Genomic DNA, 15,610 nt, shown 5'->3' on the forward strand with positions numbered 1-15,610 from the left:
CCATGCCTCCACGGACATGTTTATCTGCAGCAAGAGCACACTTTGCGGTTGACGATAGGCATCTCTGGCAAGGGAGTACAGCCCATCCCTTTGGCTTCTTCGGCAGCAAAAACACCCGCGAAATACAGGGGTTTCTCCGCTCCCGTTGGTCGGTCGAAATGACAGATATGGGAGGAGGGTTGCAAGTGGGCTAGGGGTGACTACTCAATATGACTTCCACTAGTTCTCCCTCCACTTCCTTAGTCGCCGGTAATGGAAACGCAAGCCTGGAGAGGCTTCGCGTCAGGGGGCGCTCGATCCAGCGGTAGGTCATCAAGCCGGCTGCGATCGAAAGGCCGACAGCAGTGATGATGAAAGGTACCGGATAGAGAAAGTGCAGGCCCTGCCAGAGAAAATAAACCAAAAACACCGGCAAGAGGTGGATGAGGTAGAGGCTGTAGGAGGCGTCGCCCAGTGATTCGAGGCGTGGCCATGTGCCCGGTCTCCCGAAAGCACAAAGCGCCACGACGATGAAGTCCACGAACCAGAACAAAACCGACCATCGCAGCTCAACCGGGGGATGATGCACGGCGAGGGCAAAGACACAAAGATTGATGGCCAGCAGCGGAGCGACCAGAGGCACGTCCTGCACTGCCAGGAGCCACTGCGGGAACTTGAGTTTCAACCATCCGAGGGCTGCGCCAAGACCGAAGAGCAGGATGACCGGATTCGTGAGGAACTCGAGGGGTGAACGCGGATTGACGCCGGAAGCGATGGGATAGAAAAACGATCCGGCGATCACTATAGATACCAGGGCTCCCAGTAGGACGGCGGTCCTGACACGGTGCGGCAACAACAGGATCACAGCGAATAGAGCATAGAACACCATCTCGTAGTTCAGAGTCCAGCCGATGGGCAGGACCGGAGTCATGTTTCCACCCGCGTCCGCGTAGGGGATAAAGAAGAGCGACTTCGCCAATCTGGCGACTGTAATCCCAACGGGACGATGCAGGCCAAGAAGGAACATCGGCACTGCAACGACAGCTGTCAGTAGCCAGTAGAGCGGAACGACACGGATGATCCGGCGCGCAGCGAAGCGAGTGGCTCGCAGGCGAGGTGCGGTCGGGTCCTCCGCCGAATCAGCGGTATAGGTCATGATGAAGCCGCTAATGATAAAGAAAATAGAAACGCCTTGTGCGCCGAGAAACGTAGCCCATGAGTTGATCGGCTCGCGCGAGAATCCATGCCCTGCGGTAAGTCCAGCAGCGTGATCAAGGACGACGAGCAGCGCAGCGATCGCCCGGAGAGACTGCAACGCACGAAGTTTGGGCATGGGGCTCTCCTAGCGCATGTGGCCTGAAACCCTAACAATCAGGCGCAGCGCTCAAGCGATGTTTCTTTGTTCTTTTGATACTAAAGGGGTGACTGAGAATGCTCAGTGCGTTTTTGTAAAACCGTGGAAAATCGACACAAACGGGTCACTAAATGAGAAGAAGTTCCCCTTTAGAATTCACAACAAAGAAACGAAAATTCGAAAATCTGCACTATAGTTCTAGATATGTGCTCCAGGAGCTTGACTTGTTCGAGGGTACTTTAGTACATATTGTTTACATGCGTCTAATTTGTGGCCGAAACTTTGCGTGAAATCTAACGCGCGGTTTAGGGTCGCCTTCATTATCGGAATTGGCAAATAATAGCCATCTCCCCTAGAAGCAGGCGGCAATACGCCAAAGTAAGCCGCGGGCCCCGAAGTTACTCGAAACATCTATAGCGGTCATGTAAGGTCTTCTGAAGATCCACACCGTCCTCCAGAAAGACGACCGTAAATTGCCACCCAGGAAAAGAGAATAACCCTGACTGCTTTAGTTACTGGATAAAGGAGTTAACCTCATGAAGCCAGAAGCGTCTGTACTCAATGTCTTTGGAAAACACAACATCTACGTCGAGCATTACAAAAAAGATGAAGCAGCCAAAACAGTTATTCTTGTAAACGGTGCTTTTGCAACAACCAGTTCTTTTAGTCAAACAGTCCGGTACCTCCGAGATAAGGTCAATGTAGTTTTATTTGATCTGCCTTATGCCGGACGGTCCAAGGAACATAATTCAGGTGGCGCGGTTCTGAGCAAAGAGGATGAAGTAGAGATTCTCCTCGCTCTCATCGACCGATTTCAGGTGAATTACCTGATGTCAGTCTCCTGGGGTGGAGTGTCGTCTCTGCTATCTCTGGCAAGGCGCCCGCCCAGCATCGAAAAAGCGATCATCGCCTCGTTTTCCCCGGTTATCAATCGTGCGATGCATGACTACATGTCCGGAGCCCGCCATTTTCTTATGACGGGAGATCTGACAAGCGCTTCCCAGTTGCTCAATAACACCGTAGGCCGCTATCTCTCCGGCCTGGTAAAAGCGCACAACCTGCAATACCTCCTCAGCAGTGTCGGCGGAAACGAAGAACAGATCATCTTCCATATCGATCAGATCTTCGATCTGGATAAGAAGCAGTACATGAATCAGTTCTCGTCCATCGATGTTCCTGTCCTGTTTCTCAATGGACAGCTGGATGAGTACACGACTCCCCAGGATGCGCGGAGCCTGGCGCAGCACATTCCACTGAGCGAATTTGCTGTCGTGGAAGATGCAGGTCATTTTCTCGATCTGGAGAGCCGTCAACTCTGGCGCACGGTAAGCGGCATCGTCAGAAACTGGATGTTCGGCGATGAACCCCAGCCCGAGCCCCATATCGTTGTCCCTCCCAGCTTTGCCATGCCTCTCGGCCTGGAATTCGCGGAGGCAGGGGATTAGCGTTGCATATCGTGATTATTGCGATCGGTTCAGCCGGAGATGTACACCCGTTCCTGGGATTAGGCCGAACCTTTGCAAAAAGCGGTCATCGCGTATCTTTCTGCACAAACCCGGCGTTTGCCGATCTGGTTGAGCGTTCGAACCTGCGATTTCTACCCCTCGGAACCGCAGAAGAGTACAAGACGGCAATGAGCAACCCGGCACTGTGGGATCCACGCACCTCCTTCAAGGTGTTGTGGAAGGTGATGGCCGGATTCATTCAGCCGCTCTATGATTTGCTGCAGCCTGAGATCGATGACGAAACGGTTCTCGTAGGTTCGCTGTGGGCTTTCGGAGCTCGGCTGCTGCAGGAAAAGTACGGCGTGCCCTATGTCTCCGTTCAGGTCTCGCCTTCGACCTTTCTTTCAGCACACCTTCCACCGGTCCACAAACGCTTCACGATTCCATCTTCCTGGCCCATCTCCTTGCGAGCAAGCCTGCTGTGGTTGATCGAGCGTGGAGTGACAGACCGCGTTATGGGGCCCGCACTGAACAAGATCCGTACCAAACTCGGGCTTCCACCGTCGAAGCACATCCTTGGCCGGTGGCTGCACTCTCCACAGCGAGTACTGGGTCTCTTCCCTGACTGGTTTGCACCGCCTCAGATCGACTGGCCGCCGAACGTCGCGCTGACAGGCTTTCCGCTCTTCGATGAGTCTGAGTTTCGAGAAATCGACGACGAACTGAAGACGTTTCTTGCGACTGGACCTGCACCGATTGCCTTTACGCCAGGTTCCACCATGGTGGATAGCCTGTCTTTCTTCAGCGCTGCTGCTGAGGTTCTGGGGACGCTCGGACAACGAGGCATCTTTCTGGCGAAAGAGGGATCTCCGATGCCTCCACTTGGCTCCAGTATTCTGCTCCGCTCGTACGTTCCGCTCAGCAAGTTGCTGCCGCAGGCCAAGGTGCTGGTGCACCATGGCGGCATCGGCACGGTCTCGCAGGCGCTGGCGGCGGGAATACCGCAGCTCGCGGTGCCCTTTGCGCACGATCAATTTGATAACGCCGCCCGGGTCGAACGCCTCGGCTGCGGCCTGCGGCTGGACTCACCGATCAGCGCGCCAACGCTGTTGACCTCTCTTAAACGCCTGCTGGAGGAAGAAAGCTTTCAGCGGAATTGCGCCTCGTACCGTCTGCGCGTTGAACCGGGCGAGACTTCCTGCCTGAGAGCTCTCGCGATGGTTGAGGCCGTAGGCATCGCGTCTCGCAATCTCGCTACTTTGTCGTCAAAGACAGGACCGCAGTTGGTTCGTGCTTAAGCGGACTCGAACGGACCTCGATCGCAATGAGGCACAGCAACGGAGTGTAAGAGAAGGATGAGCTTGACCCCTGGCACATTAGCGGTACTCTTCAACCCAACGGAAGAGCACGTCCAAAACCTGCTGAACTTGAAACGATTGTGCGAGACCATCGTCGCCGTCGATAACTCGCCAAAGGTCGATCCTCAATTACACGAGCGTATGCAGAGCCTGGATATCGATGTCGTCATCAACTCTAATCAGGGAGGCATTGCCGGCGCCTTCAATAAAGGCATCGAGAGGCTTCTGGAAAAACAGTGCGACCTGCTCTTCACCTTCGACCAGGACTCCAAGGTGTCTGAGGACTTCTTCAGCAAGATGATCGAGGCTTGCAGCAACCTCAACAGCCCGCACTTCCTGATGGGTCCGAAGATCTTCGACATTAACGTCGACCGCTATATTCCGCTGCTCATTATGAACCGTTTTGGCGTAACCCTGACGCAGGTGACGGCGGAGGACCAGGGGTTGCTTCCCTGCTCTTCCATGATCTCCTCGGGTTCCGTCATGTCGGCCGAGACCTACCGGCTGGTGGGCTCCTTCCGCGAAGATTACTTCATCGACCAGGTCGACACGGAATATTGCTTTCGGGCTCATCGCAAGGGAGTGCCACTTTACATTAACACTGCGATCACCATGAAGCATGAGATCGGCAAGCGGATCGACCGCAAGATAGGTTTCTTCAAGTTCATCCAGTGGAACTACATTCCTCTGCGCCAGTACTACTCGGCACGCAACTGCATTCATATCTCGCGTCTCTATGCAGGCGGTCTGCCCTCCGCTGTCCTCATCAACCTCATCACGCTCGGGCAGTTGATCTCCGTGATTCTGTATGAGACGAACAAGCTCCGCAAACTAGGCGCCATGACCGCTGGCGTCATCGACGGACTGCTTGGGAGATACGGCCCCATCGAAGCACGCCACCCGCGCCTCACTCACTTCTGGACACAGCCGCGGCGCTATACGCAAGCCTAGAGACACTGTTTGGCCTACAAGATGGACAAGGAAATCAGCATGGGGACTTCGGCAGTTGCAACCGTTCAGCTCACGACGCGCGAGGTCCTCGGCATAGGCGTCGTTCGGCGTCTGTGGTTTGCGCTGATCATCAGCACCTTTGGTGACTTCCTGGTGCTCTTCGCTGTGCTCAGTGTCGTCTCGTTCAAGATGCATGCGGCAGCCGAACAGGTCACCTGGGTCCAGATTGCATCTCTGATTCCCATCGTGCTGATCGGTCCTTTAGCCGGAGTCTTTGTCGATCGCTGGCCGCTTAAGCCCACCCTCGTATCCAGTGACGTGATCCGCGCCGGCCTTACGCTGCTCCTGCTGCTGGCGACGCAGCTATGGCACTTCTACCTCATCCTTGCAGTGATCAGCATCGTCTCCAGCTTCTTTGGGCCCGCGCAGCAGTGTGCCCTTCGCACTTCAGTTCCATCGGAGGGCATCATGGCCACGGGTGCGGTCATGCAGCAGGCCATCTTCGTGGTGCGCGTCATCTCTCCTGCCATTGCGGGTTTGCTGGTTGCTTCCTTCGGAGCAGTCTCGTGCTATCTGATCGATGGAGCCAGCTTCCTCGGTTCGGCAATACTGATCGCCTCCGTCGTTATCGGGAGCAAGGCCGCTACTCCCCAGAAGACCGAGGAAGACACACCGGGCGGTATTCGTAAGGTGTGGTTCGATATGCGTGTCGGCTTCAACTTTATCCTTCACCACCGCGCCATCTTCTTTGTCGTCCTTGCGTTGGCGGCGGCGATCTTCACGCTCGGGTGCTTCGCGCCGCTGATAGCGATCTATGTCCGAGAGAGCCTCCACGGCAGCGTGCGCCTCTTTGGCATCACCAGTTCCATGATTGGAGTCGGCATCCTTGGCGGCTTTTTTGCGGTCCAGCAACTGGCGAAGACCCACTCCAACAAGACACTGGTCTTCAGCGGGCTCGGCGGCATAGCACTCGGACTGCTGATCCTCAGCGTGATCACGCAGGTTGCCGTGACCCTCGTGGTCACCTTCACGATAGGCTTTGCCGTAGCGGCCATTCTGCTTCCGGCTCAGGCGCTGCTGCTGCAGGAGACTCCAGAGGATTTGATGGGCCGAGTCAGCAGCACCGGCATGTCCATTGTCTTTGGAGCGCAGGTGCTTGGATTACTGCTCTCCGGATTTCTATCAAAGCTGATGAGCGTGCAGAGGATGTTTAGCCTGGCAGCATTGTTCCTTATTGGGTTAGTGCTCGTGGGGCGTCTTCTGCTTCGTGGGAAAGCCGCTCAGCAGCCGTAGCGACAGGCTCCTCGATGGCATCCATCAGCAACTGAAGAGCGCGATCTCGAATGGCAAGCGCTTCACGCTGCGGCAGAAACCGCTCATTCGAAATGAATCCCAACTCTATCTCCTGGAGAAACTGAGTGGCCATCAGTGTATTGGCATTCTTCCACGGCACCGCGACCGTTCCGCCAATGAGGGCCTCGAGAGCAAACGTCTGATACCTGCTCTCAATCTTGATACGGCCAACGTTCGAGAAGGCAATATCATGCCCGCCCCTGCTGGAGCGCAGAAACTTGACGATCCCAGGTACGGAATCCCGCATCAGGTCGCCCAACATCATGTCTTCATAGACCTGCATCCCCTCTATTCCATCGGCGATGCTCTGTTTCATGGCCCGGGCGCGCGTCCAGAAATCAGCCTCTGGCTCCCTCCCCAAAGAGAGTTGGATCGTCGGGGCAAAGGCGAACATCATGTCGCTCTTCACGGCACGGATAGACCGGCGAATGTTCACAGGACACATCATCTTGTTTCGGAAAGCTTTGCCCTTCACCTCGCGGAAGGCCAGCAGAAAAGCCACGCTGAGCGCGGCAAACAGGCTGGATCCTTCCGCCGTGCAGCGAGTGTTCATCTTGTCGAGCAGCTCCACTCCAGACTTCCAGTAGAGTACATAGGGATCTCCCGCACCATATACAGGTTTTATGGCTGGCCATAAAGTCAGGAACAGCTTGTATATCATTGCTTTCCGTTTGGCCCGCCGAATCGTCTTTGCATCGGAAAGGACGTCTTGAGGAACAAGATCCGCCAGGGAGGAGTAGCTCGTGTACGGAACCAGCTCTGTGTCGGGCTGGTCAAGGACCAACAGAATCTCGCGGAGGAGTGTGATGATCGATCCACCATCGCAGACGCAATGGTGGCCCACGAGCATCAGTTCGGAGACCTCGTCAGACCTGATCCAGAGCAAGCGCAACAGAGGGCCGGTCTGGGTCTCGAACGGCACATTCCACTGTGCGACCATGATGGCTCTCCAGTCCTCGTCGCTCTTGCGTTCGATGACCTGGACCGGGATCTCCGGAGCGCCTTCATCCAGAACGAAGTAGGGTTCTCCTGCTTCTTCGACAACACGCGCGCGTAACAGCGGATGCTTCGCCTGCACCTTGTTGAGAGCGTTTCGCAAGTTGTCCGCAAGGATGACGCCTCGCACTTTCGCTGTCAGGGAACAGTTGATCGGCGTGACGCCATCAACGTACATAAAGCGCTCAAAGAACAGCATTTTTCTCTTCATCGCACGATTCTCAGAGGCAAAAGGAAGCTTAAACCGGGGCCGGGGATGCAGCAAGTATTCCATGCGCATCAGCAGTTCGCAAACAGACAGGCTTGATCGGCCGAAGAAAACCCTATCTCGTCACCGCACATCGCGACAAAGAGGCGCACCCGTCGAAGCAACTGAGGCTGAACACATACCGCGTCTGTGACAGCGAGTGAGCACTACGTGGGTGGGGGCACAACATCTACCAGAGATAGGTAGCTTCAATAGACGGGGAGCCTGTCCTGCCGTCGATTACTTTTGTTTGGAGGACGACCTCTAGATTCTTGTTCTTCCAATCAGAAGGCAGGCGTTTGTCGAGTTCTTTGAGAAGCTCGTTGGACGCGACGAACTCACCTGCTGCTTCAGTACCGTTTCGTCCAGCTCCCGCTATCACCATGACAACGCCACCCGTCGTTGGATCATAAAAACGAGCGACGATGGCGCAGTCTTCAATCACAGTGAGATGAGAGCCGGGACCGGCGACGTTGCTGAGGGTATAAGACCACTGCTGAGATTGAGGATTCTGGGAATCTTCAACATGCAGACTCCCCTCGGAATTGAAGTGATAGCGAAGCGGCGCCAGGAGCTTCGTACTCCACAGATTGGACGGACCGCCGATCAGAACAACGGGGCGATCTCTCAGATCTGTCAGCGTGATACTCGAATCTATCTGAATGCGATAGGCCACATTGTGCTCCATCAGGGGCTTGGAGGCGTGCATGATCGCGGAGACGTCTTCTGCTGCAATATCGGGATTATCCTTAATCCAATTCGGCAGATCCTCTTTCCTAAGAGGTCCCTTCATAAAAGGGCCGTCCGACATAGCCGGAGCCGGGGCCTGTGGGATCCCAATGAGAACGGCCTGAGAAGGGGTAAAGAAGCCACCCCAGAGTTTCTCGAGAGGGCTCTTTTGGAGATGAACGATCAGGCCCCAGAGGCCACCCCCCGCCAATAGCCCCAGAAGGGGTACCACCCACAGAACCCACCTGAAACGATACTTTTTCGCTAGCTTGGGAACGGTTGCGGTCTCTGCCGTTGTGCCTGGAATGCCAGGGTGTTCTGGGAAGGAGGGTTTTGCGCTGAAAGAAGCCTCAGATTCAAAACGCAACTCAGGGTGATACGACCCCAAAGGCAGATAGATTCGAACCTGAGTGTTGTTAACGGACTCAGCGTGATACAGCGACAGTCTTTTACGGACTTCGCTGGCTGTATTTCTTACCGCAGGGTCTGAATTCGTGTCGTAATCGACCGGACGGCCGAAGACCTCAATTCCAATGGTGCGTTCCTTGATCTCGGAACCTTGCCCTTGGAGCGTTTTTTCAACGATATAGGAGAGAAAAGCTGGATAGCGCTTGCTATTTCGGAAATAGGGACTGGAGACGATCGCCCGAAGCTCCGCACGTACCAGTTCACACTCTTCTTCCAAAAACGGAGCCCGAGAAGAGTGGTCATCGAGGACTGATGTCCTAACCAAACCTAAAAGTCCCTCCATCGGCATGATACGGGATTTATCTCGGACATGTACAGGTTCGCCTCTCTCGGTTTAGTGCGGGTTGAAAGTGGGTTAAGCGGCCTGGAACGGCGATCGGGACCATCCATCTATCTTGAACAAACATAAAGGCAAACTGACGTTTAGGACAACATGATGCGACCGTCCTACACCGTATCGTACTTCCGCATCTTGATACAGGTGAGGATGATGAATCTCGCCTAATTCGCGAAGCAAGTATGGTTGCCAACTGGTCTGCCAAAGTCGCAGAGAGTGGCTATGTATTAAGGAAACACTTCCTACATTCGATCTAAACAATCGCTCGTCACACCATTTGGAGGCAACATTAATGGCATCCCCCTCAAAGACAGCTGTCCGAAAATTACAGAGTCTACTATTTCTTGTATTGCTGAGCATGATCACAATGCTCGGCCATGCGCAGACGATTACCGGATCCGTCCGCGGCACGATCACTGATCCAACAGGAGCCGTCATTCCCAATGCGACCGTGACGGCCACGAATACAGCAACCGGCGTCTCTTCCACGACACAGACGAACGGCGCCGGTCTCTACTCCGTTCGGTTTCTACAGATTGGCAGCTACACGATCCGGGTCGCCGCGAAAGGGTTTGCGGAAGAGCATTCCTCCCCCTTCCAGCTTGAGATCGACCAGGAAGCCACTGTCAATGTCCCCATGCATCTGGAAGGTTCCAGCACACAGGTATCGGTCAACTTCAGTTCTGCCCCCATCTTGAATGAGGAAAACCCAAGCCTTGGCGTCACAATCGACCAGAATGCCATCGCCAACATGCCTCTGAATGGCCGGAGTTTTCTGGCAACCACGGTCGCAGTCCCAGGTTCCATTCACACCGGAGGCACAACCGACGAGCAGCCCGGGGTCAATGGAAATCGTCAGCAAGGAAACAGCATGTTGCTCGATGGTATGGACATCTACGACAACATCAACAACAGTGGCGTTCAAGCCCCAACCTCCGGCTCGCAGCCGCAAGGCGCTTTATATATCCCAAATTCGGATGCCCTGCAGGAAATTCATGTCATCACCTCAAATGCATCGGCTGAATTCGGCAATGTAAATGGCGGAACGATCGTCGCCGTTACCAAAAGCGGAACCAATCAGTTCCATGGCAATGCGTTCTTTCAGCTCGAGAACTACGAGATGAACGCCAACACCTTTGCCAATAAATTTACGCCTGGTACGGCCACAGCACTGACTCCTTATACTCAGACCTTTTTTGGCGGTACGTTCGGTGGGCCGATCAAGAGAGATAAGCTATTTTTCTTTGTTGACTATCAAGGCTTCCGCTATCACCAGAGCGGAACACAGCTGACAAGTGTGGCTCCAGCAGCTTTTCGTTCCGGGGATCTGTCGCTATTACTAGCGAACACCATCAACGGGAAAGCACATACGCCGCTGCAACTGCTTGACACTCAAAACAACAACGCGCCCTATGCAAACAATCAGGTCCCAGTCCTGAATCCAGTCGCACAGTTTCTCTTCGCGAATCCCGCAGCTTATCCTTTGCCGAATGCAGCGCCTGCGGATGGTATCGCCCAGAATAATTATTTGGGCCTGAATGATAGTTTCAATCGCAGCAATCAGGGCGATGTCAAAATTGACTGGAAGGCCTCTGCTCGCGATAGCGTAAGCGGCCGTTTTACAATGTCTCGCGATAACAGTGGAACCATTGGGAACCCAGTACCAGCTACATTTCCCAACGGAGCAGGCAGCGACAACTATACTTCGTTCGTCGTGAGCGAGGTCCACGTCTTCTCGACGAATGCCATCAACGAACTGCGTGCTGGGTTTGGCCGCAATGTACAAGCCTCTGGGTTGCCCACAGATCCCAGCGGATTATTTGGCACATCGGGAAACGCAAAGGTCGGCATCAATCTGCCTCAAAATGGCTATAACGGCTTTACCGACCAGGTATTCAGTGACAATAACGTCATCAGCAACATTGGCTCCTACGACACCCCTGAGTTTTTCACGGAGAATACCTATTTCTACGGCGATAACTTTACGTTGCAGCACGGCCATCATCTGATGAAGATGGGCGTCCAGTTGCTCCGCTATCAACAGAACTACAGTTACTCCGGCAATGCTGGCTTGCTGGGGCAAATAAGCTATGACGGTGCTTTCACGGCTGGTCCAGTGCCAAATCCTAACCCGAATAATGTAACCACTGGCGGCGACGGGTTTGCTGATTTCCTTCTAAACCGTGTCTACCAGCAGACGACTGAAAGCCAGATGGGCCATTTCGGTCAACGTCAATGGCGCGATGGATTCTTCTTTCAGGATGACTGGAAGGTCTTGCCTAACTTAACGCTCAACCTGGGCGTTCGTTATGACTACTCGCAGCCTATCTTTGAAGTGCATAACCAGATGACGAATATCAATCTGGCTACCGGTGCACTTGAGGCGGCTGGTCAGAATGGAAATAGCCGTGCACTCTACAACCCGACCTATGATCAGGTATTGCCTCGTCTTGGCTTCGCCTATTCGCCAACTCCAAAAACGGTAATTCGTGGCGGTTATGGTATCTCTTCTTACTTTGAAGGAATGGGTGTCAATCTGCGCCTCACGCAGAACCCTCCCTATCAGGAAGAGTATCAATCTCTAGCCGTGATCCCAACCACTCAGAACACTGCTGGAGCTCCTCTCAATGTCGGGCAAGGCGTCTCTACTAACCTTGCCTCCACAGGTACCTATAACGCCTGGAGCCCGGACATCCGGCCGTCCTGGACACAGGAGTTCAGTCTGACCACGGAGTATCAGATCAGCAATAATTCATCGATCCAGATCGGCTATGTGGGAGAGACTGGGCAGCATCTCGCTATTCCTAGAATGGCAAACCAATTGCCTTCTCCCTGCACAACTACACCTTGCGATAACGCTCCGTTTGCCAACTCCCTCGGACAAAACGTGGTCGTCAAGCTGACCGATACGGAAGGGATGATGAACTACAACGCCTTCCAGGCCGTATTCCGCAAACGGGTCAGCAATGGCCTCGACTTCACAGCAAACTACACCTACAGCAAAGCCATGACCAATGCCGGACAGGGCTACAACGGTCTCTATGGCACCAACGGTCAGTACTATCAGCAAAATGCCTATAACTTGGGACCAGAGTACGGCCCTTCCCCGCTGGATTCCACTCACAACGTATCCGGATCGCTGGTTTACGAGCTTCCCTTCGGGCGCGGACGTCACTTTGGTACAGATTGGAACCGTATTACCGATCTTGCGCTGGGTGGCTGGAAGATCAGTGGCCTGGCTACTGCCTTCAGTGGAAATCCGCTAACCCTCACCTCGAACAGCAATTACAGCAACTTGGTCAAAAGCGCCGATGCCAGGGCCAACCACCTGAGGCCGCTTCATGTCGTCAACCGCTCGACCAAAGACTGGTTCGGAACGGACCTATCTGCGATACCCTGTACGACTCTCAACATCAATGGCAGCGTCAATGACAATGGTTCATGCGCTTATTCGGAGGAATCCAACATCGCGTTCGGAACGGCAAGCCCCGGCTCTGAACGAGGCCCTGGTTTTGAAAACATAGACCTCTCCGGCTTCAAGGCATTCCACATCACAGATAGCCAGAATCTGGAGTTCCGGGCAGATGCCTTCAACGCTTTCAACTTTGCCAGCTATAGCAATCCCGATACTGGGGTCAACGATTCGAACTTCGGACAAATTACCTCAACCCGCAATAACCCACGCACGCTGCAACTCGCACTAAATTACCGTTTCTAAGCTCTGTCCGGGGATGGAGGCTGCATCAATAGATGCCTCCATCTCCGTCTACCTTACGACGACTTCTCCTCACTATTTCGGCTCTCACATGTGAGAGCCGTTGTTCTCTCCTCTACTATTAGATTTCCGGATTCAATCGGCGTCATTCCTGCCGTCCAATCCACTAGCAGCAACCAAACGACAAGTGCGTTCGGCCGGCCAAAGTATGTTGATCCCTGTCGAACTGCGTAAAGGTCGGTATCGATACCAAACGGGCTATTTTCGTCTTTGAAACGTCTCAATGTCATACTAGTTGTATTTGAAAGGCACTTTTTAATGTTCTCAAGACGTAGGTTTATGCAAGCCCTCTCTGCGGCCGGTTGTTACGGCTTGATCGACAGCCAAGCCAAACCGGCACTTGCAGCGATGCTCCCTGCTGGAAATGCGCCTCATGACGATGATGATCTGACTCAATACGTGAATATCCGCGTTGGCACGGGCGGGCATGGGCATACCTATCCTGGTGCAACGGTGCCCTTTGGCGCGGTGCAGTTGAGCCCGGATACCTACACCAAGGATTGGGACTGGTGCTCGGGCTACTACGCCGCGGACACCTCCATCATGGGCTTCAGCCACACGCATCTGAGTGGCACGGGATGTGGCGACATGCTCGATGTCCTGCTTATGCCGAACGTGGGCGAGGTGAAGTGGGAACCAGGCACACGCGAGAACCCCAGCGAAGGCTACCGCTCCGTGTTCTCTCACGCTGACGAACAGATGGAGCCGGGATACTATGCCGTAACGCTCAAGGACCGCAAAGTCCATGCAGAGCTGACCGCGACCGAGCGCACTGGATTGCACCGCTATACCTTTTCCGCAAACGATACGAGCCACTTCATCCTGGACTTCGCCCATGCCTATGACGATCCCGCAAGCCCGGTGAGTGATGCCACGCTCGAAATCGTTGGCGAGGACACGATCACCGGCGGTCGCACGGTACATTCCTGGGCCGGTGGCCGGCGCATCTACTTTGCTGCCCAGTTCTCGAAGCCCTTTGCGAAGACGCAGCTGCAGCAGGACGGGGCCTTGCTGAGCGATAGTTCTAAAAAAGCCGCGGGCAAGAGCCTGAAGGCAGCGCTCCACTACGGCACGACTGAAGGCGAACAGATTCGGGTACGCGTCGGCATCTCAGGAGTCAGTGTCGCCAATGCGCTCAAAAACCTGCAAGCCGAGATGCCGGGTTGGGACTTCGATGCAACGCGTGCCAAGGCGAAGAGTGCGTGGCAGCGCGAGTTGAGCCGCATCCGTATTGAAACGCACGATACAACGCAGAAGACGATCTTCTACAGCTCGCTGTATCACATGATGGTTGCCCCCACGCTGTTTGACGACGTCAACGGTGAGTACTGCGGCATGGATGGACAGACTCATCTGCTTGTAGAGGGGCAGCACAACTACAGCAGCTATTCCCTCTGGGATACCTTCCGCGCGCTCCATCCTTCCTTCACCCTCTTTCAGCCGGAACGTGTTCCAGGACTCGTTAACTGCCTGGTCCGCATGGCGGAGGAGAGCCCCGAAGGCATGCCCGTGTGGCCGCTACAGGGCAAAGAGACCGGCACCATGACCGGCTATCACTCGGCAAGCGTGATGGCGGAAGCCTGCGTGAAGAATGTTCCGAACATCGACTGGAACCGGGCCTACAAGGTCATGCGCAAACGGAACATGGACGACAACTATCGTGGCCTCAACCTCTATCGTGAGATGGGTTACATTCCGGCGGACAAAGAAGATGAGTCCGCCAGCAAGACACTCGAGTATGACTATGGCGACTGGGCTTGCTCGCACGTAGCCTCAAAGATCGGCGCCCACGATGATGCTGCCATCCAGCGCAAACGTTCGAAAAATTACCGCAACCTCTTCGATCCCAAGACGCAGTTCATCCGCGCCAAGATGAGCGACGGCAAGTGGGCCGAGCCTTTCGATCCCATTGACATGGGCCATACCGATAAGTACCGGGACTACACCGAGTCCAACGCATGGCAGACAACCTTCGGCATTCAGCATGACGTGAAGGGCTACATGTCACTTTGGGGTGGCCGTGAACCCTTCGTCAAAAAGCTTGATGACCTGTTCACGATTCCCTCGACCCTGCCGAAGAATGCACCACCAGATATCGCCGGACTGGTTGGGCAGTATGCTCACGGCAATGAGCCCAGCCATCACATCGCCTATCTATACACCTACGCCGGACAGCCTTGGAAGACGCAGTCGCGCGTGCACTCGCTGCTGTTGACGATGTACCACAACGATCCAGATGGGCTCGCCGGCAATGAAGATTGTGGCCAGATGTCTGCGTGGTACGTGATGAGCGCCCTCGGGCTCTATGCCGTTGATCCCGTAAGCGGCAACTATGTGCTTACGTCTCCCCTCTTCGACAAGGCGACGCTGACAGTTAGCAACGGCAACAAGTTGGTCATTGAAGCGAAGCGTCCGTCACCGGATGCGATCTACATCCATTCGGTCACTATCAACGGCAAGCGTTCGGAGAAGTTGTGGGTCTCTCACGCGGAGATCGCTCACGGCGGCCATATCATCTTTGAGCTTGGCACCGAGCCCAACAAGCAGCTTGGCACCGGAGAGAAAGTAGCACCGCCTTCGCTCACAGCATAACAGTCGTCAGATGCGGATGGGCTCGG

The 15,610-nt window shown here is 54.6% G+C and carries 9 protein-coding genes; 6 read left to right on the top strand and 3 right to left on the bottom strand.

From position 1 onward, the window contains the following. Window positions 1-190 precede the first annotated feature (190 nt). Window positions 191-1,312, bottom strand: coding sequence for an acyltransferase (locus GSQ91_RS19250; RefSeq protein WP_158823389.1), 1,122 nt, complete (start codon window positions 1,310-1,312; stop codon window positions 191-193). 557 nt (window positions 1,313-1,869) lie between these two features. Between GSQ91_RS19250 and GSQ91_RS19255 the strand changes: the two genes are divergently transcribed. Genes GSQ91_RS19255 through GSQ91_RS19270 form a run of 4 tightly spaced genes read left to right on the top strand, consistent with a single transcriptional unit; the run spans window position 1,870 to window position 6,380 of the window. Continuing rightward, complete coding sequence (locus GSQ91_RS19255) at window positions 1,870-2,778, top strand: alpha/beta fold hydrolase (RefSeq protein ID WP_158823390.1); 909 nt, start codon at window positions 1,870-1,872, stop codon at window positions 2,776-2,778. A gap of 11 nt (window positions 2,779-2,789) precedes the next feature. After that, window positions 2,790-4,076 (top strand): glycosyltransferase, encoded by a 1,287-nt coding sequence (locus GSQ91_RS19260; protein WP_254064797.1) that lies wholly within the window; start codon window positions 2,790-2,792, stop codon window positions 4,074-4,076. A 57-nt stretch (window positions 4,077-4,133) separates the two neighbouring features. Continuing rightward, window positions 4,134-5,087 (top strand): glycosyltransferase family 2 protein, encoded by a 954-nt coding sequence (locus tag GSQ91_RS19265; protein WP_158823392.1) that lies wholly within the window; start codon window positions 4,134-4,136, stop codon window positions 5,085-5,087. Window positions 5,088-5,126: 39 nt separating this feature from the next. Continuing rightward, the gene (locus GSQ91_RS19270) at window positions 5,127-6,380 is read left to right on the top strand and encodes an MFS transporter (protein WP_158823393.1); all 1,254 of its coding nucleotides are present in this window, start codon (window positions 5,127-5,129) and stop codon (window positions 6,378-6,380) included. On the opposite strand, the gene GSQ91_RS19275 is transcribed toward GSQ91_RS19270, so the two are convergent. Together GSQ91_RS19275 and GSQ91_RS19280 are read right to left on the bottom strand one after the other, a co-directional pair. Beyond that, window positions 6,319-7,647: a condensation domain-containing protein gene (locus GSQ91_RS19275; protein WP_158823394.1), complete on the bottom strand. Its 1,329-nt coding sequence runs from the start codon at window positions 7,645-7,647 to the stop codon at window positions 6,319-6,321. The genes GSQ91_RS19270 and GSQ91_RS19275 overlap by 62 nt on opposite strands. Before the next feature lie 226 nt (window positions 7,648-7,873). Next, entirely contained in the window at window positions 7,874-9,097 is a 1,224-nt protein-coding gene (locus GSQ91_RS19280; RefSeq protein ID WP_158823395.1) for a hypothetical protein, read from the bottom strand. 478 nt (window positions 9,098-9,575) lie between these two features. Here GSQ91_RS19280 and GSQ91_RS19285 point away from each other — a divergent pair, with 478 nt between their 5' ends. Further along, window positions 9,576-12,935: a TonB-dependent receptor gene (locus tag GSQ91_RS19285; RefSeq protein ID WP_254064716.1), complete on the top strand. Its 3,360-nt coding sequence runs from the start codon at window positions 9,576-9,578 to the stop codon at window positions 12,933-12,935. Between the two features lie 336 nt (window positions 12,936-13,271). Continuing rightward, complete coding sequence (locus GSQ91_RS19290; RefSeq protein WP_254064717.1) at window positions 13,272-15,584, top strand: GH92 family glycosyl hydrolase; 2,313 nt, start codon at window positions 13,272-13,274, stop codon at window positions 15,582-15,584. The last annotated feature ends 26 nt before the right edge of the window (window positions 15,585-15,610 follow it).

It is taken from the genome of Granulicella sp. S156 (assembly GCF_009766105.1).
In the GTDB taxonomy this organism is placed as follows: Bacteria; Acidobacteriota; Terriglobia; order Terriglobales; family Acidobacteriaceae; genus Granulicella.

Coding starts and splice junctions, on each gene's coding strand:
- GSQ91_RS19250 (WP_158823389.1), bottom strand. CDS start 1,312: ATGCCCAAACTTCGTGCGTTGCAGTCTCTCCGGGCGATCGCTGCGCTG.
- GSQ91_RS19255 (WP_158823390.1), top strand. CDS start 1,870: ATGAAGCCAGAAGCGTCTGTACTCAATGTCTTTGGAAAACACAACATC.
- GSQ91_RS19265 (WP_158823392.1), top strand. CDS start 4,134: ATGAGCTTGACCCCTGGCACATTAGCGGTACTCTTCAACCCAACGGAA.
- GSQ91_RS19270 (WP_158823393.1), top strand. CDS start 5,127: ATGGGGACTTCGGCAGTTGCAACCGTTCAGCTCACGACGCGCGAGGTC.
- GSQ91_RS19275 (WP_158823394.1), bottom strand. CDS start 7,647: ATGAAGAGAAAAATGCTGTTCTTTGAGCGCTTTATGTACGTTGATGGC.
- GSQ91_RS19285 (WP_254064716.1), top strand. CDS start 9,576: ATGATCACAATGCTCGGCCATGCGCAGACGATTACCGGATCCGTCCGC.
- GSQ91_RS19290 (WP_254064717.1), top strand. CDS start 13,272: ATGCAAGCCCTCTCTGCGGCCGGTTGTTACGGCTTGATCGACAGCCAA.